Origin of the sequence: Enterobacter sp. 50793107 (assembly GCF_001463365.1) — a bacterium.
Classification (GTDB): Bacteria; Pseudomonadota; Gammaproteobacteria; order Enterobacterales; family Enterobacteriaceae; genus Enterobacter; species Enterobacter cloacae.
In genome coordinates this window covers 1-22621 of the sequence record NZ_LNII01000122.1, presented here as the reverse complement: position 1 = coordinate 22621, position 22621 = coordinate 1, and the positions used below count along the sequence as shown (strand labels likewise).

At 53.7% G+C, this 22621-nt stretch carries 21 protein-coding genes, 6 tRNA genes and 1 pseudogene; 13 read left to right on the top strand and 15 right to left on the bottom strand.

Annotated features, from left to right (window positions below):
- Window positions 1-2: 2 nt before the first annotated feature.
- The 3 genes from APU11_RS15835 to APU11_RS15825 all read right to left on the bottom strand — a co-directional run bounded on the left by APU11_RS15835 (window position 3) and on the right by APU11_RS15825 (window position 2599).
- Complete coding sequence (locus tag APU11_RS15835; protein WP_058651774.1) at window positions 3-2192, bottom strand: EAL domain-containing protein; 2190 nt, start codon at window positions 2190-2192, stop codon at window positions 3-5.
- Window positions 2193-2406: 214 nt separating this feature from the next.
- Window positions 2407-2482: transfer RNA gene (locus tag APU11_RS15830), tRNA-Ala, on the bottom strand.
- A gap of 41 nt (window positions 2483-2523) precedes the next feature.
- Window positions 2524-2599: transfer RNA gene (locus APU11_RS15825), tRNA-Ala, on the bottom strand.
- 217 nt (window positions 2600-2816) lie between these two features.
- On the opposite strand from APU11_RS15825, the gene APU11_RS15820 reads away from it, so the two are divergent.
- Together APU11_RS15820 and APU11_RS15815 are read left to right on the top strand one after the other, a co-directional pair.
- Window positions 2817-3179, top strand: a complete 363-nt coding sequence (locus APU11_RS15820) for a YfeC-like transcriptional regulator (RefSeq protein WP_020690601.1) — start codon at window positions 2817-2819, stop codon at window positions 3177-3179.
- Between the two features lies 1 nt (window position 3180).
- Window positions 3181-3576, top strand: coding sequence for a YfeC-like transcriptional regulator (locus tag APU11_RS15815; RefSeq protein WP_013098190.1), 396 nt, complete (start codon window positions 3181-3183; stop codon window positions 3574-3576).
- Window positions 3577-3619: 43 nt separating this feature from the next.
- On the opposite strand, the gene gltX is transcribed toward APU11_RS15815, so the two are convergent.
- Window positions 3620-5035, bottom strand: a complete 1416-nt coding sequence (gene gltX / locus APU11_RS15810) for a glutamate--tRNA ligase (protein ID WP_038420306.1) — start codon at window positions 5033-5035, stop codon at window positions 3620-3622.
- Window positions 5036-5293: 258 nt separating this feature from the next.
- On the opposite strand from gltX, the gene APU11_RS15805 reads away from it, so the two are divergent.
- The 5 genes from APU11_RS15805 to APU11_RS15785 all read left to right on the top strand — a co-directional run bounded on the left by APU11_RS15805 (window position 5294) and on the right by APU11_RS15785 (window position 6194).
- Window positions 5294-5369, top strand: a tRNA-Val gene (locus APU11_RS15805).
- Window positions 5370-5411: 42 nt separating this feature from the next.
- Window positions 5412-5487: transfer RNA gene (locus APU11_RS15800), tRNA-Val, on the top strand.
- A gap of 29 nt (window positions 5488-5516) precedes the next feature.
- Window positions 5517-5592: transfer RNA gene (locus APU11_RS15795), tRNA-Val, on the top strand.
- Window positions 5593-5596: 4 nt separating this feature from the next.
- A tRNA-Lys gene (locus APU11_RS15790) sits at window positions 5597-5672 on the top strand.
- A gap of 180 nt (window positions 5673-5852) precedes the next feature.
- Window positions 5853-6194 (top strand): FlxA-like family protein, encoded by a 342-nt coding sequence (locus APU11_RS15785; RefSeq protein WP_013098192.1) that lies wholly within the window; start codon window positions 5853-5855, stop codon window positions 6192-6194.
- Here APU11_RS15785 and APU11_RS15780 read toward each other — a convergent pair.
- Window positions 6191-7126, bottom strand: coding sequence for a LysR family transcriptional regulator (locus tag APU11_RS15780; RefSeq protein WP_013098193.1), 936 nt, complete (start codon window positions 7124-7126; stop codon window positions 6191-6193). The two genes, APU11_RS15785 and APU11_RS15780, sit on opposite strands and share 4 nt — an antisense overlap.
- A gap of 89 nt (window positions 7127-7215) precedes the next feature.
- Here APU11_RS15780 and APU11_RS15775 point away from each other — a divergent pair, with 89 nt between their 5' ends.
- Window positions 7216-8211, top strand: a complete 996-nt coding sequence (locus APU11_RS15775) for a bile acid:sodium symporter family protein (protein WP_029883927.1) — start codon at window positions 7216-7218, stop codon at window positions 8209-8211.
- On the opposite strand, the gene APU11_RS15770 is transcribed toward APU11_RS15775, so the two are convergent.
- From APU11_RS15770 to zipA, 3 genes are all read right to left on the bottom strand, one after another.
- A complete protein-coding gene (locus tag APU11_RS15770) occupies window positions 8208-8423 on the bottom strand; it encodes a DUF3820 family protein (protein WP_003861328.1) in 216 nt (71 codons plus the stop codon). The genes APU11_RS15775 and APU11_RS15770 overlap by 4 nt on opposite strands.
- Before the next feature lies 1 nt (window position 8424).
- A complete protein-coding gene (gene ligA / locus APU11_RS15765) occupies window positions 8425-10440 on the bottom strand; it encodes an NAD-dependent DNA ligase LigA (RefSeq protein ID WP_013098195.1) in 2016 nt (671 codons plus the stop codon).
- Between the two features lie 69 nt (window positions 10441-10509).
- Window positions 10510-11496: a cell division protein ZipA gene (gene zipA, locus APU11_RS15760; protein ID WP_040022324.1), complete on the bottom strand. Its 987-nt coding sequence runs from the start codon at window positions 11494-11496 to the stop codon at window positions 10510-10512.
- A gap of 230 nt (window positions 11497-11726) precedes the next feature.
- Between zipA and cysZ the strand changes: the two genes are divergently transcribed.
- From cysZ to crr, 5 genes are all read left to right on the top strand, one after another.
- Entirely contained in the window at window positions 11727-12488 is a 762-nt protein-coding gene (gene cysZ / locus APU11_RS15755; protein WP_058651775.1) for a sulfate transporter CysZ, read from the top strand.
- A gap of 163 nt (window positions 12489-12651) precedes the next feature.
- Window positions 12652-13623, top strand: coding sequence for a cysteine synthase A (cysK, locus tag APU11_RS15750; protein WP_013098198.1), 972 nt, complete (start codon window positions 12652-12654; stop codon window positions 13621-13623).
- A 317-nt stretch (window positions 13624-13940) separates the two neighbouring features.
- Complete coding sequence (gene ptsH, locus APU11_RS15745) at window positions 13941-14198, top strand: phosphocarrier protein Hpr (RefSeq protein ID WP_000487600.1); 258 nt, start codon at window positions 13941-13943, stop codon at window positions 14196-14198.
- Window positions 14199-14242: 44 nt separating this feature from the next.
- Complete coding sequence (gene ptsI, locus APU11_RS15740; protein WP_013098199.1) at window positions 14243-15970, top strand: phosphoenolpyruvate-protein phosphotransferase PtsI; 1728 nt, start codon at window positions 14243-14245, stop codon at window positions 15968-15970.
- A 40-nt stretch (window positions 15971-16010) separates the two neighbouring features.
- Complete coding sequence (gene crr, locus APU11_RS15735) at window positions 16011-16520, top strand: PTS glucose transporter subunit IIA (RefSeq protein ID WP_003861316.1); 510 nt, start codon at window positions 16011-16013, stop codon at window positions 16518-16520.
- A gap of 44 nt (window positions 16521-16564) precedes the next feature.
- Here the strand turns inward: crr and pdxK are convergent, their stop codons facing one another.
- The 7 genes and pseudogenes from pdxK to APU11_RS28670 all read right to left on the bottom strand — a co-directional run.
- Window positions 16565-17401: a pyridoxine/pyridoxal/pyridoxamine kinase gene (pdxK, locus tag APU11_RS15730; RefSeq protein WP_038420313.1), complete on the bottom strand. Its 837-nt coding sequence runs from the start codon at window positions 17399-17401 to the stop codon at window positions 16565-16567.
- Between the two features lie 5 nt (window positions 17402-17406).
- Window positions 17407-18318 (bottom strand): cysteine synthase CysM, encoded by a 912-nt coding sequence (gene cysM, locus APU11_RS15725; protein ID WP_038984271.1) that lies wholly within the window; start codon window positions 18316-18318, stop codon window positions 17407-17409.
- 118 nt (window positions 18319-18436) lie between these two features.
- Window positions 18437-19531, bottom strand: coding sequence for a sulfate/thiosulfate ABC transporter ATP-binding protein CysA (gene cysA, locus APU11_RS15720; protein ID WP_013098202.1), 1095 nt, complete (start codon window positions 19529-19531; stop codon window positions 18437-18439).
- Entirely contained in the window at window positions 19521-20396 is an 876-nt protein-coding gene (gene cysW / locus APU11_RS15715) for a sulfate/thiosulfate ABC transporter permease CysW (RefSeq protein ID WP_013098203.1), read from the bottom strand. The genes cysA and cysW overlap by 11 nt, the downstream gene beginning before the upstream one ends.
- Window positions 20396-21229 carry a sulfate/thiosulfate ABC transporter permease CysT gene (cysT, locus tag APU11_RS15710; RefSeq protein WP_038420316.1) on the bottom strand — a complete coding sequence of 278 codons (834 nt, stop codon included), beginning with the start codon at window positions 21227-21229 and terminating at the stop codon, window positions 20396-20398. The genes cysW and cysT overlap by 1 nt, the downstream gene beginning before the upstream one ends.
- Entirely contained in the window at window positions 21229-22242 is a 1014-nt protein-coding gene (locus APU11_RS15705) for a sulfate ABC transporter substrate-binding protein (RefSeq protein ID WP_058651776.1), read from the bottom strand. Before APU11_RS15705 ends, cysT begins: the two co-directional genes overlap by 1 nt.
- A 179-nt stretch (window positions 22243-22421) precedes the next feature.
- Window positions 22422-22621 (bottom strand): annotated as a pseudogene (locus APU11_RS28670) (IS4 family transposase); the annotation flags it as partial.

The window sequence follows — 22621 nt, the reverse complement described above, 5'->3', positions numbered from 1 at the left end:
TTTTATGCCTGCAGTGCGTCAAGCGGCGTCGGTTTGCCTATCAGGTATCCCTGCAGGTAATCCACACCAAAGCGCAGCAGCATGTCACGTTGCGCCGGTGTCTCCACATATTCAGCCACCACACACAGTGATTTGGTTTTTGCCAGATTACAAATCGACTGCACAATCATCGCGTCCATGTCGTCGGTACAGATATCTTTAACAAAGCAGCCATCTATTTTAATGATATCCGCCTGAAGGCGTCTGAGTCGTTCGTAGTTGGCATAGCCGGTACCAAAATCATCAATCGCGATACGGAACCCACGATCCCGCAGCTGCTGAAGGTTTTTGATGCTGCTGCCAGAGTTCGAGAAGGCCTGCTCTTCCGTGATCTCAAGTACAACGTCCTGCGGCGCGATACCATAGTGTTCGAACAACGCGCTAATCTCGGTAGCTACCTCTTTTTGCATCAGCGTCAGAGGCATCAGGTTGACAGAAAAGCGAGTGCCACCCTGTGACGCAGGATGAGCGCGCAACCACAACAGCAGTTTTTCCAGCACGCACATATCAAACCGGTGGCTCAGGTTAAACTGGGCAATCAGCGGGATGAAGCGGTCAGGCGTGATAATCTCACCCTCGCTTTCCATGCGCGCCAGTATTTCGTAATAACCGCTGCCGTCCGCTTTCTGGATTGGCTGGGCATATAAATGAAACTGACCGGCATCCAGGGCATGTTTGATACGCGCTAACATCAGCACCCGTTCTGTGGTTTGCCCCGACGCGGCCTCCAGGCTATTGGTGAGCGCGAGTACGTTATGCGCTCCGCATGACTGCTCGGCCAGCCAGCTCAGTTGGCCCAGCGTATGGTGCAAGTTCTCGCCGTTTTCGACCATTCCCCAGGAAGCGCCAAACTCGATATCCAGCCCCGTGTTATTCCAGTAAATTTTTCGGCTGTTTAATTGATCGACCATATGCTGCAGCCGTTCAGCGGTTTCAGGCCCCAGCAATACAATGACCAGCTCGCTGCCTGGCAACTGGAAGAGCTTCTCATCTTTCTGCAACAGCGGCTGCAGGGAGGTGGTTACCCTACGTTTGCAATGCACCCGCATGAGAATGCCGTAGTGGCGACTTAAAAATTCCAGGTTGTCCATCCGCAGGCAGCAGATTTTTGCATCCGGGTGAACCTGAAGAAACTCTTCCAGCGCCCGAATATTCGGTAAACCGGTCAGCGGGTCGGTCAGCGCCCTGTCCTGCCAGTCCTGCTTCAACCAGTTGCTTCGCTGGTAGAGCCGCGACATGTAAAGCAGACAGATAGCGAAAGAGATCAGCACAGACAGGATAAAGGAGAGTGAATGCCCAGATTCGACGCCATTAAGGAAGTTGTAGTTATAGGTCAACAGCAGCAGAGCGGATGCCGCCCACAGTAAAGAGATGAGCGCATAGCTGAGGCGACTGATGCCTAGCGTAAAGAGAATAAAAATGACTGGCATTAAATAGCCAGCAATAACCGGTGACTCAAATGGCGCACATAACACGGCAAGGGTGAAAATTAAAAAAGCCAGCCAGATGAATACATACAAAGATTTTTTATGAAAAAACACTGGCTTCACGCTCCGCAGCCAGAAGGTTCTGACATAGCGGGGATTAATTATCATTCTTAATGGATAATAGAACATCATGGTGAAAATCAACGCTGCGCATATCAAGCTTTGAATATCAACGATGTTATAAATTACGGTGCCTTCGCCAAAGAATGTTGAGATAGTCACGGGAAAATCAAATAAAAAGCCAGCCAGATACATCAACCCTTTAATGCCTATCGGCACCATAAAGCCCAGCCAGAATATACGTTGCCCAATGTGTTTGTTCGGCACGCAGTGACGCCAGCGCTTGCCCAGCACAAGGCGCAGGACGCCACAGGCAGCAAAAACAGAAAACGTCTGACAGATCAATAATACTAAATATTGTAGTGGTGCTAAATTAATATTGTAGATGTTAGCAATAGTGAAACTTAAAAGAATGGGAATGATTGCCCGACGCCCAAATAACAAAATCACGGCCAGCATAACGCTTAACGGCAGCCATGCCAGATAAACATCATGACCATTTACTATAGCGCGTGGAGAGATATAACGGGAAAAGGGCACCGTAATCAAACACAGCGCCAGAGCAATCATAAATATCTTTACATTATTGTAAGTTTTTCTATTCATTAAGTTGGATAATCTGTTTTACCATGCAAATTATTGGCCGGACGGATAATAGGTTTATTAATTGCTCGAATCAAGTTGAAGTCCATTTATAGACTCGTTTATTGATTTGGATTGAGGCGAGGTATAGGAACGCTGCTAATTTGGCAACAAAAGAGGGTGAAGGTCGTTACAAAGACATAAAAAAACCCCCGTCTTTCGACGAGGGTTCAAATTTTGGTGGAGCTAAGCGGGATCGAACCGCTGACCTCTTGCATGCCATGCAAGCGCTCTCCCAGCTGAGCTATAGCCCCACATGTTACTTTACTTACCCTACTCTGTTGGGTTCAGAGTTTGGTGGAGCTAAGCGGGATCGAACCGCTGACCTCTTGCATGCCATGCAAGCGCTCTCCCAGCTGAGCTATAGCCCCATCGTAAAGCTGTCATGTTGACGGGCGGCATAATATGAATTCCGCTGCGGAGTGTCAACGGCAAAATCATTCACTGCCGTTCAATCGCCGAAAAATCATGCAAATGAACCACTTTGCGAGCCGCCTCGCAGTCAGGAGTTAAGCCTGTCACGTTTTCACCTAAAACGGTGCTATAAAATGAACCGTTAATTGACCCCACAAATATTCAGGAAATTGTATGATCAAGGAACGAATGACGCCAGAAGAGTTAGCCCTCCTCACTGGCTATAGCCGCCAGACCATCAATAAATGGGTACGCAAAGAGGGTTGGATTACATCGCCAAAACCGGGAGTTCAGGGCGGGAAAGCGCGCCTGGTACATGTGAACGAGAAAGTGCGTGACTTTATCCGCAGCGCGCGCCGGGCAACGGAAACCGCAGATATGCCGGAAAATGCGTTGCAAAACGGTTCTCTGCACACATTACTTCTGACGCTGGCGAATGAAATGACGCCGGAAGAGCAAAAGCAGATGACATCGCTGTTACTGCGGGAAGGGATTACCGGATTGTTGCAACGTTTAGGGATTCGCGACCATAACTGATATGAAAAGATTACGCAGCAAAATGACCACGGAAGAGCTGGCGAACAGCCTGGGTGTTGCCCGGCAAACCGTTAACCGCTGGATTCGTCAGCAGGGCTGGAAAACCGAAGGCATCAATGGCGTGAAAGGGGGACGGGCGCGGCTGATCCACATTGATGCTCGGGTGAAGGAGCATATCATGAACCTCCCGGCCATTCGCAACCGTCAGGCGGTTTACCACCTGGCAGAAGCAACGATGCCCTATGGCGATCCTGCGTCGTCGAATCTGCTCGTGCAGATTGTCGACACGCTTGAAAACATGACGCAGCTGGAACAGGAACGACTGCACGTGTTGCTAAAACGCGAAGGCATCAGTGGTTTTCTTACGCGCCTGGGTATTGCTGAATTACACGCATAAAAAAACGGCAGGTTACCCTGCCGTTTTTGCATCTCAGGCTGTTTTACTGCTGGTTTTCGCGTTCAGCAATAAATCCCAGAGCCTTGTTAATGCGCGCCACGCTGCGAGACTTACCGATCGCGTGAACGGTAACATCCAGCGCCGGAGACTGACCCGCACCGGTCACCGCTACGCGCAGTGGCATACCTACTTTACCCATACCGACTTCCAGTTCGTCAGCGGTAGCCTGAATCGCATGATGCACATTCTCGGCGGTCCACTCAGTGAGGGCAGCCAGTTTGTCACGTACCACTTCCAGCGGCTGACGCGCAACAGGACGCAGATGTTTCTTCGCGGCATCCGCATCGAACTCATCAAACTCTTCATAGAAGTAGCGGCAGCTTTCGGCGATCTCTTTCAGCGTTTTGCAACGCTCGCCGAGCAGTTTCACCAGGTCCGCCAGCTCAGGGCCAGTACGGGTATCAATATTGGCCTGCTCAATGTGCCACTGCAGGTAAGTCGCCACATATTCCGGCGGCATGGTATTAATGTAGTGGTGGTTCAGCCACAGCAGCTTGTCAGTGTTAAATGCACTAGCGGATTTGCTCACAGAGTTCAGAGAGAACAGATCGATCATCTCTTCGCGGCTGAAAATTTCCTGATCACCATGAGCCCAGCCCAGACGCACCAGGTAGTTCAGCAGCGCTTCCGGCAGATAGCCGTCGTCGCGATACTGCATAACGCTGACCGCACCGTGACGTTTAGACAGCTTTTTACCGTCGTCACCGTTGATCATTGAAACGTGCGCATAGACCGGAACAGGGGCATTTAACGCTTTCAGAATGTTGATCTGGCGCGGGGTGTTATTGATATGGTCTTCGCCACGGATAACGTGGGTGATTTCCATGTCCCAGTCGTCAACCACCACGCAGAAGTTATAGGTTGGAGAACCGTCGGTACGGCGGATGATCAGATCGTCCAGCTCCTGGTTGCTGAATTCGATTGGGCCACGGATCTGGTCGTCAAAAATAACAGAGCCGTCTTGTGGGTTAGCAAAACGCACCACGCAAGGTTCATCAGCGGCATGCTCGCTGTGGTCATGGCGGCAGCGGCCGTCGTAACGCGGCTTTTCGCCGTTCGCCATCTGCTCTTCACGTAGCGCATCCAGGCGCTCTTTAGAGCAATAGCATTTGTATGCCGTACCCGCGACCAGCATCTCGTCAATTACCGCGTTATAACGGTCAAAACGTTTGGTCTGGAAGTAAGGACCTTCATCCCACTGCAGATTCAGCCAGTTCATCCCATCCATAATGGCTTCAATTGCTTCCGGCGTGGAGCGCTCGAGATCGGTGTCTTCAATACGCAGCACGAACTCACCTTTGTTGTGGCGTGCAAAAAGCCAGGAATAGAGAGCAGTACGTGCACCACCGACGTGCAGGTAGCCTGTCGGGCTGGGCGCGAAGCGAGTTTTGATTTTCATGAAATGGCCTTACGTTATAAAGATGCCGGCAATCGGCAAATCCTGGGGAAAAAACGATGGGCAATATTCTATCACTGTGCGGCGATTCCTCAATGTCGATCCCTTTATCGTGACCGAGTTTGCTGTTTTTGTTTAGAAATCATGCGCCACAGCCCATTTCACGATCGTTTTGTTTAATTTTACGACGAACGAATAAAAACTTTAGAAAATGCGTTGACTCATTTTCAACTCTCCCTATAATGCGACTCCACACAGCGGGGGTGATTAGCTCAGTTGGTAGAGCATCTCCTTTACACGGAGGGGGTCGGCGGTTCGAGCCCGTCATCACCCACCATCTACTTCACGTAGACTCGCAGTGTAGATAAGAATTGAGATTGGGCGATTAGCTCAGTTGGTAGAGCATCTCCTTTACACGGAGGGGGTCGGCGGTTCGAGCCCGTCATCGCCCACCATTCTCACCTTATCGCAGCAGTTCCGAAATGGGCGATTAGCTCAGTTGGTAGAGCATCTCCTTTACACGGAGGGGGTCGGCGGTTCGAGCCCGTCATCGCCCACCATTTCGGGTCGTTAGCTCAGTTGGTAGAGCAGTTGACTTTTAATCAATTGGTCGCAGGTTCGAATCCTGCACGACCCACCAATGTAAAAAAGCGCCCTAAAGGCGCTTTTTTGCTATCTGCGATATGGACGGTTCGAATCTTTTGCACAGAAACTTCCTGTAGCCGCTCCAGCCAGCCTAACGCCCTGCCAGATATAGCAGTTTTCCTCAAGCTCCCACCATCGGTGCCGATATCTCTGTTTTATGGTAAGAGGAAAGACTATGACGACCATTCAGACATCAACCCACCCTATTCAAACCAGTAACAGTGGTGGGAGTGCTTCCAGTGGCAACGATATTGCTGCCCAAATCAGCCGCATTACGGAGCAAATCACCAAACTGACTCAACAGCTAAAAGAGCTGCCAGAGAGTGCCGGCAGCCCGGAAGAGAAGAAAAAACAGCAGGAGCTCATTCAGGCACAGCTTAAAGTGCTGCAGACACAGCTTGCACAACTATTGCGCCAGCAGGCGGAAGAGGCCCAGAAGAAACAAGACCAGAAGCAGGGCAAAGTGGAAGGCGTAAACAACCCATCAGATGTCAATCAGATCGATATTTACATCTAATCATCTGCAGCATTAAACAGTGGGTCGCGTATGCGGGCTTCGGTTAACCGTTGCGCCTGGATACGCACCACTTCCCAGATAGCCTGTGCCGCCCCCGAAAGAGAACGATTTTTTCGTCGAACCAGCATCAGCTTTCTGTCAACCACCGGGGTCAACCGTCTTACAGCCAGCCGGCTCCCCTGTGGCAACGGCAGCGCCAGGGCAGGCAATACGCTGATCCCAATGCCTGCCTCAACCATAGGAAACAGCGTAGCCGGATGACCAATCTCCTGCACGATGGTTGCTTTTACCCCCTGAGCATTCAGCGCGGAGTCAATCAACGGACGGCTGCCCGATGCATAATCCTGTAAAACCAGTTTCGCGCCCTGCAGCGTCTGCCAGCTAACATGAGGCAGCATTGCCAGCGGATCGTCGTCCCGACAGAGCAGCAAAAAAGGCTCAGAAAGCACAATCTCACACTCCAGGTCACTCACCTGGCCGGGATCGATGACGATGCCAAAATCCACATCGCCCTGGCGGATGCTCTCCAGCACCCACTGTTGCGGCCTGTCGTGCAGCACAAAATCGATATCCGGATAGCGCTGGTTACCCTCAGCAATACACTGCGGAATAAGATGCGCCGAAATCGTCTGGCTTGCTGCCACCCGTACGGTGCCAGAAAGCTGCTGCCCCAGTCTCCCGACATCCCTGAGCGTGCTGTTCAGTTCATCCAGTAACCGCTCCAGTCGCAGCGCCAGCTGCTGTCCGGCTTCGGTTAATACCACTTCACGCGTGGTGCGGTCGAGTAGACGCACACCTGTCTGGAGTTCCAGTTCTTTCACACTGTGGCTGACGGCCGACTGGCTCAGGCCAATGATCTCCCCTGCCCGGCTGAAGCTGCGAGCATGGGCCACGGTGACAAAAACTCGAAGCTGACGTAAGGAATAATTCATCTGTTTAATTCATGAATAGATGCAATAAATCAATTTTATTTCTCAAAGGGAACAAAGCACAATAGCGACATCTGTTTTCAGGAGTCATTATGAAACTATTTCGTATTCTTGATCCGTTTACACTTACCCTGGTCGTCACCGTTTTACTGGCCTCCTTCTTCCCCGCGCGCGGCGGTTTTGTGCCGTTCTTTGAAGGACTCACTACCGCGGCCATCGCGCTGCTGTTCTTTATGCACGGCGCCAAACTCTCCCGCGAAGCCATTATCGCAGGGGGAAGCCACTGGCGACTCCACCTGTGGGTCATGTGCAGCACCTTTATTCTTTTCCCAATACTCGGCGTGCTGTTTGCGTGGTGGGCTCCGGTCAATGTTGACCCGGCGCTCTATACCGGTTTCCTCTACCTCTGTATTTTGCCAGCCACCGTCCAGTCCGCGATTGCCTTTACTTCGCTGGCAGGCGGCAACGTCGCGGCCGCTGTTTGCTCGGCATCGGCATCAAGCCTGTTAGGGATTTTCGTCTCGCCGCTGCTGGTTGGCCTACTGATGAATATGCACGGTGCAGGCGGTAATCTGGAGCAGGTCGGGAAAATCTGTCTGCAGCTGCTTCTGCCATTTGTCCTTGGTCATCTTTCTCGTCCGTGGACGGGGGCGTTTGTGGCGAAGCACAAGAAATGGATCTCAAAAACCGATCAGACGTCGATCCTGCTGGTGGTTTACTCCGCCTTCAGCGAAGCCGTGGTGAATGGTATCTGGCATAAGGTGGGCGCAGGCTCGCTGCTGTTTATCGTGGTGGTCAGTATCGTCCTGCTGGCGATTGTCATTGCGGTAAACGTCTTTGTGGCACGCAAATGTGGCTTCAACAAAGCAGACGAAATCACCATTGTGTTCTGCGGCTCGAAGAAAAGCCTGGCAAACGGCATCCCGATGGCCAACATTCTGTTCCCGACCTCGGTGATTGGGATGATGGTACTGCCGCTGATGATTTTCCATCAGATCCAGCTGATGGTCTGTGCAGTACTGGCGCGTCGTTATAAACGTCAGACGGAAAAACTGGCGCAGGAAGAGACCCGCGCCGCGAAGGCTTAAGGACGTTTCAGGGGCTGAACCAGCTGGGTCAGCCCCTCGGTTTTAATCAATAGCGTGATGGCCATCAGCTCGCCCAGTCGTCCCGCCGGGAATTCATCCTTTCGGGCAAACCACAGAAGGTACTCTTCCGGCAAATCAATCAGCCTGCGGCCCTTATATTTACCGAACGGCATCTCTGTATTGGCGATCTCGACGAGCTGCTCTTTTTCCACGTTACTCTCCCAGCAGACGCATCATTTCTGCTTCATCGATTACCTCAATCCCGAGCTCCTGCGCTTTTGCAAGCTTGGAACCGGCGGCTTCCCCGGCGATCACCAGATCCGTTTTCTTCGACACGCTGCCCGCCACTTTTGCCCCCAGTGCCACCAGACGCGCCTTCGCATCATCCCGTGAAAGCTGGCTGAGACTGCCGGTCAGTACTACCGTTTTACCGGCAAACGGGCTGTCGATCTCTTCGGCATTGACGACGACCGGCGCAGGCCATTTAATGCCCTGCTCCAGCAGTTTTCCGATGACGTCGCGGTTGCTCTCTTCGGCAAAGAAGTTAAAGACGTGCGTGGCCACCACAATGCCAACATCAGGCACTTTTTGCAGCTCCTCAATGCTCGCTTTCTCCAGCGCGTCCAGCGTGCCAAAGTACGCCGCCAGACCTGCTGCGGTGGCTTCACCCACCTCACGAATACCAAGCGCATAGAGGAAACGGGCAAACGTGGTCTCTTTGGCGGCTTCCAGCGCATTCACTACATTCTGAGCCGACTTCGGCCCCATGCGGTCAAGACCGGTCAGCTTACCCGCCGTCAGTTTGAAAAGATCCGCAGGCGTATGGACATACTCTTTCTCAACCAACTGGTCGATAATTTTGTCGCCCATGCCGTCAACGTCCATTGCCCGTCGGGAAACGAAGTGCTTGAGTGACTCTTTACGCTGCGCGCCACAGATTAATCCCCCGGTACAGCGAGCCACCGCTTCGCCTTCCACACGCTCTACGTCTGAGCCACATACCGGGCAATGCGTCGGAAACACGATGGCGCGCGTATCATCAGGGCGCTCTGACTGAACCACGTTGACGACCTGCGGGATCACATCTCCCGCCCGGCGAATCACCACTTTGTCACCAATACGCAGGCCAAGACGATCGATTTCATCCGCGTTATGCAGCGTGGCGTTGCTCACCAGCACACCGGCCACGTGCACCGGCTCCAGACGTGCAACCGGCGTGATGGCTCCGGTACGACCCACCTGGAACTCCACATCGCGGACAAAGGTCATCTGCTCCTGGGCCGGGAATTTAAACGCCACAGCCCAGCGCGGTGCTCGCGCCACAAAGCCTAGCTGCTCCTGAAGCGCAAGCGAGTTAACCTTGATCACCACACCATCGATATCAAAACCGAGCGTCGGGCGGTCTTCTTCAACCTTGCGATAAAACGCAAGAACCGCCTCCGGTGAGTCGCAAAGCTGCACGCGGTTGCTGACCGGCAAGCCCCACGCTTTAAACTGCAGCAAACGCCCGAGGTGGGTGTCCGGCAGCTCCCCTCCTTCCAGAATACCGACGCCATAGCAGAAGAAAGTAAGCGGTCGCTTCGCGGTAATACGCGGGTCCAGCTGGCGTAAAGAGCCTGCCGCCGCATTGCGCGGGTTCGCAAACACCTTCCCACCGGTGCGACGCGCCTCTTCGTTGATTTTCTCGAAGCCCGCCTGCGGCAGGAAAACTTCACCGCGCACTTCCAGACGAGCAGGAATATTGTCGCCGTGCAACTTCAGCGGGATCGCGCGGATGGTACGCACGTTGGTGGTGATGTCTTCCCCGGTGGTGCCATCACCGCGCGTTGCGGCACGGACCAGCACGCCGTTTTCGTAGAGGATGCTGACGGCCAGGCCATCCAGCTTCAGCTCACAGCACCAGGTCAGGGCGTCGCTGCTTTTGAGTCGATCCTGCACACGCTTATTAAAGGCGAGAAAGCTCTCTTCATCGAAGACGTTATCCAGAGAGAGCATCGGCACTTCATGACGTACCTGGCTGAACGCACCTAGCGGTTCAGCGCCGACACGTTGGGTTGGCGAGTCCGGGGTGATCAACTCCGGGTGCTGCGCCTCTAAATCGCGCAGTTCACGCATCAGGCGATCGTACTCCGCATCCGGCACTTCCGGTGCGTCCATCACATGATAAAGGTATTCATGATGGCGAAGCGTGGTTCGCAGTTCAGTGATTTGTTGTTCGATTGAGTCCATATCGCACCATCAATGAGAAAAAACCCCCGACAGGCGGGGGTTGAGGAGGAGTTGAAGAAAACGCGTCGATTACGCGTTGGCTTCCTTAACTTCGCGGATGCGGTCCTGATACTCGCGCAGTTTCTGCGGCGTCATCATGCGACGCTGGTCGTCGAGCACCACACCACCGACTTCGTCAGCGATGTGCTGAGCGGACTGCAGCATCAGCTTAAAGTTTTGCAGTTCATCACCGTATGACGGAACCTGCATAAAGATCGTCACGCCCGGCGTCACGAAATCGCCCGTCATTTCAGGGTCGAAGGTGCCAGGGTTAACCATGTTGGCCAGGCTAAACAGCGCCGGGCCGCTACCGTCCGGGCTCAGGTGGCGATGGAAAATATTCATGTCGCCAAACTTGAAGCCAGCCTGTTGAATACTGTTAAGCAGCACGTCACCGTTCAGATGGCTGCCGTGATGGGCGGCCACGTTCATGATGATCACTGCTTCTTTACGCTGCGGTTTTTCAACAACCGGTTCTGGCTCTACAACGGGCTCTGGCTCAACCTGCGGTGCCGGGGCTGGCTGTGGTGCAGGCTGCGCCTGAACAGGCTGTTGCGGCGGTTGCTGTACCGGCTGAGCAGGCTGCGGTTGTACAGGCTGCTGCACGGGTTGCTGTGGAACCGGCTGCGGCGCAGCTGGCCGCTGTTGAACAGGCTGCTGCGGCGGCTGACGCACCGGCTCTTCCACAGGCTGCGGCGCAGGCTGGCGCGGCTGTGCAGAAGCATACGGCGGTTGATACTGGTGCTGCGCAGTACGGGGGGCTTCATGCTCCCCATGAGCCGCGCCGGGCGCAGTATTGACCCGATGAACACGAACTTCACCCACGCCGTCGTCATCGCGATCGTCGATGTCATATTCACTGTCATCGTCGTCACGACTGGACTTCATGCGCTTCAGTGGGCGATCGCGAAACATAGAAGAACGCTCTTTACGGCTGGTCCAGAAACCATGTACCAGTAAAGCGATTATGGCGATCGCGCCAACAATGATTAATATCAGACGCAAATCCTGCATCATTATATTCTCTGTTGTTCTAACACCTTGCCACCACGGCAAACATTTACTCACTAAGAGTATTTGCCGTTTACGTCAAGTGCAAGTGTGTGCAGAGCATTCACAGCATAAAGATGAACTAAATCGTGCTTTTTGCTGTTTTTTCGAACATTTCCGAACTGGTCATTGGTCCGTAACTGGATAATATAGGCGGGCAATTCCACTGGTTGTGAAAAAAGGAGTACAGCCTGGTTATGGTTTCAACATTTTCTTCTCCCCCACGCAGCGGCGTCTGGTATTTTTCTCAGGGCTGGAAACTGGTCTCCCTGCCGGGTATTCGACGTTTCGTCATTCTGCCCTTGCTGATCAACATTATTCTTATGGGCGGCGCCTTCTGGTGGCTTTTCACGAAGCTTGAAAGCTGGGTCCCGGCCATGATGAGCTATGTGCCTGACTGGCTGCAGTGGCTGAGCTATCTGCTGTGGCCACTCGCGGTGATTTCTGTGCTGTTGGTGTTCGGCTATTTCTTCTCAACGATCGCCAACTGGATTGCGGCGCCGTTTAACGGCCTGCTGGCGGAACAGCTCGAAGCGCGTCTGACAGGTGCCACGCCACCGGACACGGGCGTACTGGGGATCATGAAAGATATTCCGCGCATCATGAAGCGCGAATGGCAAAAATTCGCCTGGTATCTCCCCCGTGCAATTGTACTGCTTCTCCTTTATCTGGTGCCCGGTATCGGCCAGACGGTGGCGCCTGTGCTGTGGTTCCTGTTCAGCGCCTGGATGCTGGCTATTCAGTACTGCGACTACCCTTTTGATAACCACAAGGTGCCCTTTAAAGAGATGCGTACCGCGCTGCGCACGCAGAAAGTGGCCAATATGCAGTTTGGCGCGCTTACCAGCCTGTTCACCTTGATCCCCTTCCTTAATCTTTTCATCATGCCCGTTGCGGTGTGCGGCGCAACGGCAATGTGGGTCGACTGCTACCGTGCTAAGCACGCGTTATGGAAGTAATGCAAAAATGTGTAAACAAGGGATGGCTTATGCTATCCCTTATTCCATACTGATCCCCATTATTTCCTTGCAGTATATAGATATGCGAATTCCTTACTTCCCCCTACCTGCTTAGCAGGTATGCTGGGTCGGTATCCCAATTTCATACAGTTAAGGACAGGCCATGAGTAAGATTTATGAAGACAACTCGCTGACTATCGGTCATACGCCCCTGGTTCGACTGAACCGTATCGGTAATGGACGCATTCTGGCGAAGGTCGAATCCCGCAACCCGAGCTTCAGCGTAAAATGCCGTATCGGTGCAAATATGATTTGGGATGCCGAAAAACGTGGCGTGCTCAAGCCAGGCGTTGAGCTGGTGGAGCCTACCAGCGGCAACACCGGTATTGCGCTGGCCTATGTGGCTGCGGCGCGTGGCTATAAGCTGACGCTGACCATGCCTGAAACCATGAGCATCGAACGCCGCAAGCTGCTAAAAGCGCTGGGTGCAAACCTGGTGTTGACCGAAGGCGCGAAAGGCATGAAAGGTGCCATTCAGAAAGCCGAAGAGATTGTTGCCAGCGATCCGGCGAAATACCTGCTGCTTCAGCAGTTCAGCAACCCGGCAAACCCGGAAATCCACGAGAAAACCACCGGGCCTGAAATCTGGGAAGATACCGATGGCCAGGTTGATGTGTTTATCTCCGGCGTGGGTACCGGCGGTACGCTGACCGGTGTGTCACGCTATATTAAAGGCACGAAAGGTAAAAAAGACCTGATCACCGTGGCCGTTGAGCCGACCGACTCGCCGGTTATCACCCAGGCGCTGGCGGGTGAAGAGCTCAAGCCGGGCCCGCACAAGATTCAGGGTATCGGCGCAGGCTTTATTCCGGGTAACCTGGATCTGAAGCTTATCGATAAAGTCGTCACGATCACGAACGAAGAAGCCATCTCGACGGCACGCCGCCTGATGGATGAAGAAGGTATTCTGGCCGGTATCTCTTCCGGCGCGGCCGTTGCGGCGGCGCTCAAACTTCAGGAAGATGAGTCCTTTACCAACAAGAATATTGTGGTTATCCTACCTTCATCAGGTGAGCGTTACTTAAGCACTGCACTGTTTGCCGATCTGTTTACCGAGAAAGAACTGCAACAGTAATGCCAGTATGTTAATAACGCGTAAAAAAGCACCTTTTTAGGTGCTTTTTTGTGGACTGCTTCAAAGTTTTACCCCTCCTGGCATTGATTCACCCCGTTGGGTCTGGTATTTAAACCAGCAATTATTTTGATGCGTGAAATTAATCAGCGAACGAAATACCCTTGCTGAATCGATTTTATGATTTGGTTCAAGTCTTGCTTTCGCTGCATAATGTTTAATGACGATCGAAACGTCAGCGCTAACAATACAGGCTAAAGTTCAGTCGCCAGGCTAGACTTTAGTTCCACAACACTAAACCTATAAGTTGGGGAAATACAATGTTCCAGCAAGAAGTTACCATTACCGCTCCGAACGGTCTGCACACCCGCCCTGCTGCTCAGTTTGTTAAAGAAGCGAAAGGCTTCACTTCTGAAATCACTGTGACTTCCAACGGCAAAAGCGCTAGCGCAAAAAGCCTGTTCAAACTGCAGACTCTGGGCCTGACTCAGGGCACCGTTGTCACTATCTCTGCTGAAGGTGAAGACGAGCAGAAAGCAGTTGAGCATCTGGTAAAACTGATGGCTGAGCTCGAGTAAGTTTCCGGGTTCTTTTAAATATCAGTCACAAGTAAGGTAGGGTTATGATTTCAGGCATTTTAGCATCCCCGGGTATCGCTTTCGGCAAAGCATTGCTGCTGAAAGAAGACGAGATCGTCATCGACCGGAAAAAAATTTCTGCCGACAAGGTTGATCAGGAAGTTGAACGTTTTCTGAGCGGTCGTGCCAAGGCATCTGCGCAACTGGAAGCAATCAAAACTAAAGCTGGCGAAACTTTCGGTGAAGAAAAAGAAGCTATCTTCGAAGGGCACATCATGCTGCTCGAAGATGAGGAGCTGGAGCAGGAAATCATAGCCCTGATTAAAGATAAAGGCATGACGGCCGACGCGGCTGCGCATGAAGTTATCGAAGGTCAGGCATCTGCCCTGGAAGAGCTGGACGATGAATACCTGAAAGAGCGTGCGGCTGACGTACGTGACATCGGTAAGCGCCTGCTGCGCAACATCCTGGGTCTGGCCATCATCGATCTGAGCGCGATTCAGGACGAAGTGATCCTGGTTGCCGCTGATCTGACCCCGTCTGAAACCGCACAGCTGAACCTTAACAAGGTGCTGGGTTTCATCACCGACGCCGGTGGCCGTACCTCCCACACCTCAATCATGGCGCGTTCTCTGGAACTGCCTGCCATCGTGGGTACCGGTAACGTCACCACTCAGGTGAAAAACGACGACTATCTGATTCTGGATGCCGTAAACAACGTGGTTTACGTCAACCCAACTAACGATGTGATCGAGCAACTGCGTACCGTTCAGGAGCAGGTTGCCACCGAGAAAGCGGAACTCGCTAAACTGAAAGACCTGCCAGCCATCACGCTGGACGGCCATCAGGTAGAAGTGTGCGCTAACATCGGTACCGTACGCGACGTCGATGGCGCTGAGCGCAACGGCGCGGAAGGTGTGGGTCTGTATCGTACTGAATTCCTGTTCATGGACCGTGACGCCCTGCCAACTGAAGAAGAGCAGTTTGCGGCGTACAAAGCGGTGGCTGAAGCCTGTGGCTCTCAGGCCGTTATCGTCCGTACCATGGACATCGGTGGCGACAAAGAGCTGCCGTACATGAACTTCCCGAAAGAAGAGAACCCATTCCTGGGCTGGCGTGCAGTGCGTATCGCCATGGATCGTAAAGAGATCCTGCGTGACCAGGTGCGTGCGATTCTGCGTGCCTCTGCTTTCGGTAAGCTGCGCATTATGTTCCCGATGATCATCTCTGTTGAAGAAGTGCGTGCACTGAAGAAAGAGATCGAGATTTACAAACAGGAACTGCGTGACGAAGGTAAAGCATTTGACGAGTCAATTGAGATCGGCGTAATGGTGGAAACACCAGCAGCCGCGACCATTGCGCGTCATTTAGCCAAAGAAGTTGATTTCTTTAGTATCGGCACCAATGATTTAACGCAGTACACCCTGGCAGTTGACCGTGGTAATGATATGATTTCACATCTCTACCAGCCAATGTCACCGTCCGTACTGAACTTGATCAAGCAAGTTATTGATGCTTCTCATGCAGAAGGTAAATGGACTGGCATGTGTGGTGAGCTTGCAGGCGACGAACGTGCTACACTTCTGTTGCTGGGTATGGGTCTGGACGAATTCTCTATGAGCGCCATTTCCATCCCGCGCATTAAGAAGATTATCCGTAACACGAACTTCGAAGATGCGAAGGTGTTAGCAGAGCAGGCTCTTGCTCAACCGACAACGGACGAGTTAATGACGCTGGTTAACAAGTTCATTGAAGAAAAAACAATCTGCTAATCCACGAGATGCGGCCCAAATTACTGCTTAGGAGAAGATCATGGGTTTGTTCGATAAACTGAAATCTCTGGTTTCTGATGATAAGAAAGACTCCGGAACTATTGAGATTGTTGCTCCGCTCTCCGGCGAGATCGTCAACATCGAAGACGTGCCGGATGTAGTGTTTGCTGAGAAAATCGTTGGTGATGGCATTGCTATCAAACCAACTGGCAACAAAATGGTTGCTCCAGTTGACGGCACCATCGGTAAAATTTTTGAAACCAACCATGCGTTCTCTATCGAATCTGATAGCGGTATCGAACTGTTCGTTCACTTCGGTATCGACACCGTTGAACTGAAAGGCGAAGGCTTCAAACGTATCGCAGAAGAAGGCCAGCGTGTTAAAGTTGGCGACCCGGTGATTGAATTCGATCTGCCACTGCTGGAAGAAAAAGCCAAGTCTACCCTGACGCCGGTTGTTATCTCCAACATGGACGAAATCAAAGAGCTGATCAAACTGTCTGGCAGCGTCACCGTGGGTGAAACCCCGGTTATCCGCATCAAGAAGTAATTCTTGCAGCACAGAAAAATGGCGCCTTCGGGCGCCATTTTTGTTTATGCGGGGAGGATAAGCTCGTCGTAACCTTTCGACTGCGTATAGATCATGACGTCAGTCACCCGATCGCCTGCCATGCGTATGGCGTCAGCAACGGTTTTCCCCCCCACGATACCGCTGACCAGTTCTGAACAGAACAGATCGCCCGTTCCTTTCAGATCCGTCTCGACGCGCGGGTGCGCGCTTACGGTAACGCCCTCTTTACTCACCAGCACGACGTGAATATTCTGCGGGTCGTCGGCCACTGGCGCACTGGTTATCGCCACCCATTTCAGCGTATCGGAAAGCAGCCCCTGCGCGGCGGCGATGGCGCTCTCTGGCGTGCGGCACGGTTTACCGCTTAACACTTCCAGTTCGAATACGTTGGGCGTAATGCCCTGCGCCAGCGGCAGCAGATGCTCACGATACGCCTCAGGAATATCAGGTTTAACGTACATACCGCTGTCGATATCCCCGATCACCGGGTCAACCAGCACCAGCAGCTCCGGGTGCTGCACTTTGATCGCCTTCAGCCACTGCGCCAGCAGAACGATCTGGCTGGCGCTGCCCATGTAGCCAGTGGTGACCGCCTTAAGCTCGCGCAGGATCTCGCGCTCTTCCAGCGCCTTCAGGTAGCCGCTGAACCACTCATCGGGGATCACCCCGCCGTAAAAGGTGTCATAGTGCGGCGTGTTGCTGAACAGCACCGTCGGCACGGCGGTCACGTTAAGCCGGTGGGTACGAATATTGGGTACCGCAATGCTGTTCCCCACGCTGCCGTACACCACCTGCGACTGCACCGCGACAATATCGGTTTGCTGCGCCCGGGTTTTATCCCGGAATAAAATCATCTCCATGACGCTTAAATCCCCGCCCCCTGCGAATAACTCTCTTCGCCAAAGACGCCGGTAGACAGATAACGATCGCCGCGATCGCAGATAATCGCCACCACCACTGCACCAGGATTATCCTGCGCCACACGCATCGCACCTGCTACCGCGCCACCCGAGCTAACCCCGCAGAAGATGCCTTCGCGTACCGCCAGCTCGCGCATGGTATTTTCCGCCTCGCGCTGATGAATATCCAGCACCTGATCCACCAGCTGAGCATTAAAAATGCCCGGCATGTATTCCGCAGGCCAGCGACGAATACCCGGAATGCTGCTCCCCTCTTCCGGCTGCAGGCCGACAATGGCGACCGGTTTTTCCTGCTCGCGCAGAAAACGCGACACGCCGGTGATGGTGCCGGTGGTGCCCATGCTGGAGACAAAATGGGTGATACGCCCGTCGGTTTGTTGCCAGATTTCCGGGCCAGTGGTCGTGTAGTGGGCGTAGGGATTATCCGGATTATTGAACTGATCCAGCAGTTTGCCTTCACCGCGCTCAGCCATCGCCAGCGCCAGGTCGCGCGCCCCTTCCATTCCCTGCTCTTTGGTCACCAGTATCAGTTCAGCACCGTAAGCGCGCATCGCGGCGCGGCGCTCCTGACTCATGTTGTCCGGCATCAGCAGCTTCATGCGGTAGCCTTTCAGCGCGGCAATCATCGCCAGCGCAATGCCGGTATTCCCGCTTGTGGCCTCAATGAGCACGTCGCCTGGCTTAATTTCACCGCGCTTCTCAGCCTGGACAATCATCGACAGCGCCGCGCGGTCTTTGACCGACCCCGCCGGGTTATTGCCTTCGAGTTTGACCCAGATTTCGCTGCCGTTGTCAGGCCCCATGCGCTGAAGCTTGACCAGTGGAGTGTTGCCGATGGTGTGTTCGAGTGTATTCACGATTTTTACTCAATAAAAAAGCCGGGTGGCGCTTCGCTTACCCGGCCTACAAGACGCAGTTTTAGCTGTAGGCCCGGTCAGCGCAGCGCCACCGGGCGATAAACATCCTAATAACCTATCAGGCTGACTCCGCCAGAGCAATATCCTCGCGCGTCTCGATGCGCTGGTTACCGTGATAAATACGGGCATGCTGCAGCCCCACAAACAGGCGTTCACCCCGGTGTGGCGCCTCTTCATCGCGCATTACCACCGTCAGCGGCTCGGTATACCAGCCCAGCGGTTGTACCACCATTTGTGTGTAGTGACCTTTAGGGCTAGCTTCCAGTACCTGCACCGGCAGCGGTGAATCCAGGCTGGTACGACGGCTGACATCCACTTCCCACGGGCGCAGGAACAGGTCCACTGGCCCCTGATGGGCAGGCGTGTATCCCAGCGGCCAGCGGTGTGCGCCAACGTGGAATTGTCCGCCGCGTACGGTGCCCTGCAGACGGTTAACTTCGCCCATAAATTCCAGGACAAAACGGGTGGCAGGTTCACGCCAGAGCTGCTCTGGCTCGTCCACCTGTTCGATGTTCCCCTGGCTCATGACCACCACGCGGTCCGCGACTTCCATCGCCTCTTCCTGGTCGTGGGTGACGAAGACGCTGGTGAATTTCAGCTCTTCATGCAGCTGACGCAGCCAGCGGCGCAGCTCTTTACGCACCTGCGCATCCAGCGCGCCAAACGGCTCATCAAGCAGCAGTATTTGTGGCTCCACGGCCAGCGCGCGCGCCAGTGCGACACGCTGTTTCTGGCCGCCCGAAAGCTGCGCCGGGAAACGGTCAGCCAGGTGGGCCAGCTGCACCATTTCCAGCAGTTTGGTCACTTTCGCTTTGATGGTAGCCGCATCCGGGCGTTCGCGACGCGGCAGCACGGTCAGGCCAAACGCAATGTTGTCGAACACCGTCATGTGGCGAAACAGCGCGTAATGCTGGAACACGAAGCCGACTTTACGATCGCGGGCATGCAGGCGGCTCACGTCGGTGCCGTGAAAACGGATATGTCCGCTGGTCTGATGTTCAAGACCGGCGATGATACGCAGCAGCGTGGTTTTACCCGAGCCAGACGGCCCCAGCAGCGCCACCATTTGTCCGGAAGGGATATCCAGCGAGATATCATTCAGCACCTGGGTGCGACCAAAAGACTTCTTAATATTGGCAATCTCAATGCTCATGATTTCCCTCCTGATGCTGACGTTTTTCCTGATTTTCTAAACGCCACTGCACCACACTCTTCAAAAACAGGGTCAAAATAGCCATCAGCGTCAGCAACGCTGCGGCGGTAAAGGAGCCGATGGTGTTATAGTCCTGCTGCAGCAGTTCAATCTGTAACGGCAGCGACAGGGTTTCACCTCGAATGGAACCGGATACAACCGACACCGCCCCAAACTCGCCAATTGCGCGGGCGTTGGTCAGCACCACCCCATAGAGCAGTGCCCAGCGAATATTCGGCAGCGTGACGCGGCGGAACATCTGCCAGCCTGACGCGCCCAGCAGCACAGCCGCTTCGTCTTCGTTGCTCCCCTGGCTTAACATCACCGGTACCAGTTCGCGTACCACAAACGGACAGGTTACAAAGATAGTCACCAGCACCATACCCGGCCAGGCAAACATCACCTGCAGGTTGTGCTCATCCAGCCAGCCACCCAGCGGGCCGTTAGAGCCGTAAAAGAGCAGATAGACCAGACCCGCCACCACCGGTGAGACGGCAAACGGGATATCCAGCAGCGTCAGCAGCATCTGACGCCCCGGGAAGGTAAAGCGCGTCACCAGCCAGGCCAGCAGCGTACCGAATACCAGGTTGACCGGCACGGTGATCAGCGCAATCAGCACCGTCAGCCAAATGGCGTGTAGCATATCCGGGTCCGCCAGGTTTTCCAGCGCGGGCATAATCCCTTTGCTGAACGCCTGCACGAAAATATAGATTGTCGGTACCACGAGGATGAGAGCAGAAACCAGCACGCCCGTACCAATCAAAAACCATTTACCCCAGTTGATGCGGGGCGCATCGTATCGCTTCAATTGAGTAACTTCCGCCATCAGTGACCTACCACACGTCGACCAAAGCGACTTTGCAGAGTGTTGATTGTGTAGAGCAGCAGCAACGATGCGGCAAGAATGACCGAGGCAATGGCGCTTGCTGCCGGGTAATCAAACTCCTGCAAACGGATAAAAATCATCAGCGACGTCACTTCCGTTTTCCACGCAATATTACCGGCGATAAAAATGACCGCACCGAACTCGCCGAGGCTACGGGTAAACGACAGCGCCACTCCCGCCATCAGCGCAGGCGAAAGCTCAGGCAGGACAACTTTACGGAAGCTCTGCCAGCGCGTAGCCCCCAGCGTTTCTGCCGCTTCTTCATATTCCGGGCCTAACTCTTCCAGCACCGGCTGTACGGTACGCACCACGAACGGAATACTGGTAAAGGCCATCGCCACCGCGATACCGAGCCAGGTATAGGTCACTTTGATGTCAAACTTCGCCAGCCACTCGCCGTACAGACCGTTTACAGAGAAAAGTGACGCCAGCGTTAAACCGGCAACGGCCGTCGGCAGTGCGAACGGTAAATCCATTAACGCGTCGAGCAGCGTGCGGCCCGGAAAACGATAGCGGGTTAAAATCCACGCCATCAGCAGGCCAAACACGCCGTTAAAAAGCGAGGCCACAAACGCCGACAGCAGCGTCACTTTATAGGCCGCAACGACCTGTGGGTTGGTGACCACGTCCCAGTACTGGGACCAGCTCATCTGCGCAAGCTGCATCACCAGCGCGCTGAGCGGCAACAACAAAATCAGGCAGACGAACAGCAGGCTGGTTCCGAGGCTTAAGGTAAACCCCGGCAGCACGCGTTTAGTCGAGAGGGCAAACATTACTTACGCCCCGCCGCCAGCAATTTGTCTAATTCACCGCCGCTGGCAAAATGCGTTTTCATCACCTCAGGCCAGGAGCCGAAATGATCCTCCACGCGGAACAGCGCGGTCTGGGGGAATTTATCTTTCAGTTTGTTCATCACGTCAGGGTTGTTCACGCGATAATAGTAATCAGTAATGACGGTCTGCGCCTGTGGGCTGTACAGGTAGTTGAGATAGGCTTTTGCCGCTTTCTCAGTGCCGTTTGCCTGCACGTTTTTATCCACCCACGCCACCGGGAACTCGGCCAGGATGTTGGTTTTCGGGATAACGACTTCAAAGCCCTGCGCTTCATATTGTTTGCGGATGTTATTCACTTCCGATTCAAAGCTAATCAGCACATCGCCCAGACCGCGTTCTGCGAAAGTCGTGGTTGCTCCGCGACCGCCGGTATCAAACACTTCGACGTTTTTCAGGAACTGGGTCATGAACTGCTCGGTTTTGGCTTTATCGTTACCGTCTGCTTTGTCCGCTGCACCCCACGCCGCCAGCCAGGTATAACGCGCATTACCGGAAGTTTTAGGGTTCGGGAAAATCAGCTTTACGTCAGAACGAACCAGATCGCTCCAGTCGTGGATATTCTTCGGATTGCCTTTACGCACCAGGAAGCCCATGGTGGAGTAGAACGGCGAACTGTTGTTTGGTAGACGGCTCTGCCAGTCGGCCGGGATGAGCTTGCCTTTGTCATGCAGGATCTGCACATCGGTCACCTGGTTATAGGTCACCACGTCCGCTTTAAGCCCCTGGAGGATCGCCAGCGCCTGTTTGGACGAACCGGCGTGAGACTGTTTAATGGTCAGCTTGTCGCCGTTATTGTCTTTCGCCCACTGCTGCTCAAACGGCGGGTTAAGGGCGGCAAACAGCTCGCGGGAGACGTCATATGAACTGTTCAGCAGCTCAGTCGCCTGCGCCTGTGCCACCAGCAGTAAACCTGCCAGTGCCAGGGATCCTTTTTTCAGTACAGTAACGGCCATTGCGCACCCTTATAAATGTGATGACTATCTTATTGTCATAATATTTATAACGAGGTCGAAAGGAGTAACGGTTTTATATACCGTTTGGTGATTTACAAGCAGAAAAGGGAATAAGGGTGTGGCCTGTTGTCCTCACCCCAACCCTCTCCCAAAGGGCTGAGGGATCCCCAGTAATATGGTCATGCCACCATGACCATATTACTGTACTCTTTTCCCAGCTTTTTCATCTCGTTAACTATATTCAGCCGTCTCACTTTCCCGGGCTCATGCCGGATGACTTCTTCTGCCAGACTCAGGTATGACAGAACCCGTCTGTGCCTGATGCTGCTTGCCTGATAGTGCCAGTGTAAACACTGCCTTTCTGCCCTGTAACCTGCCA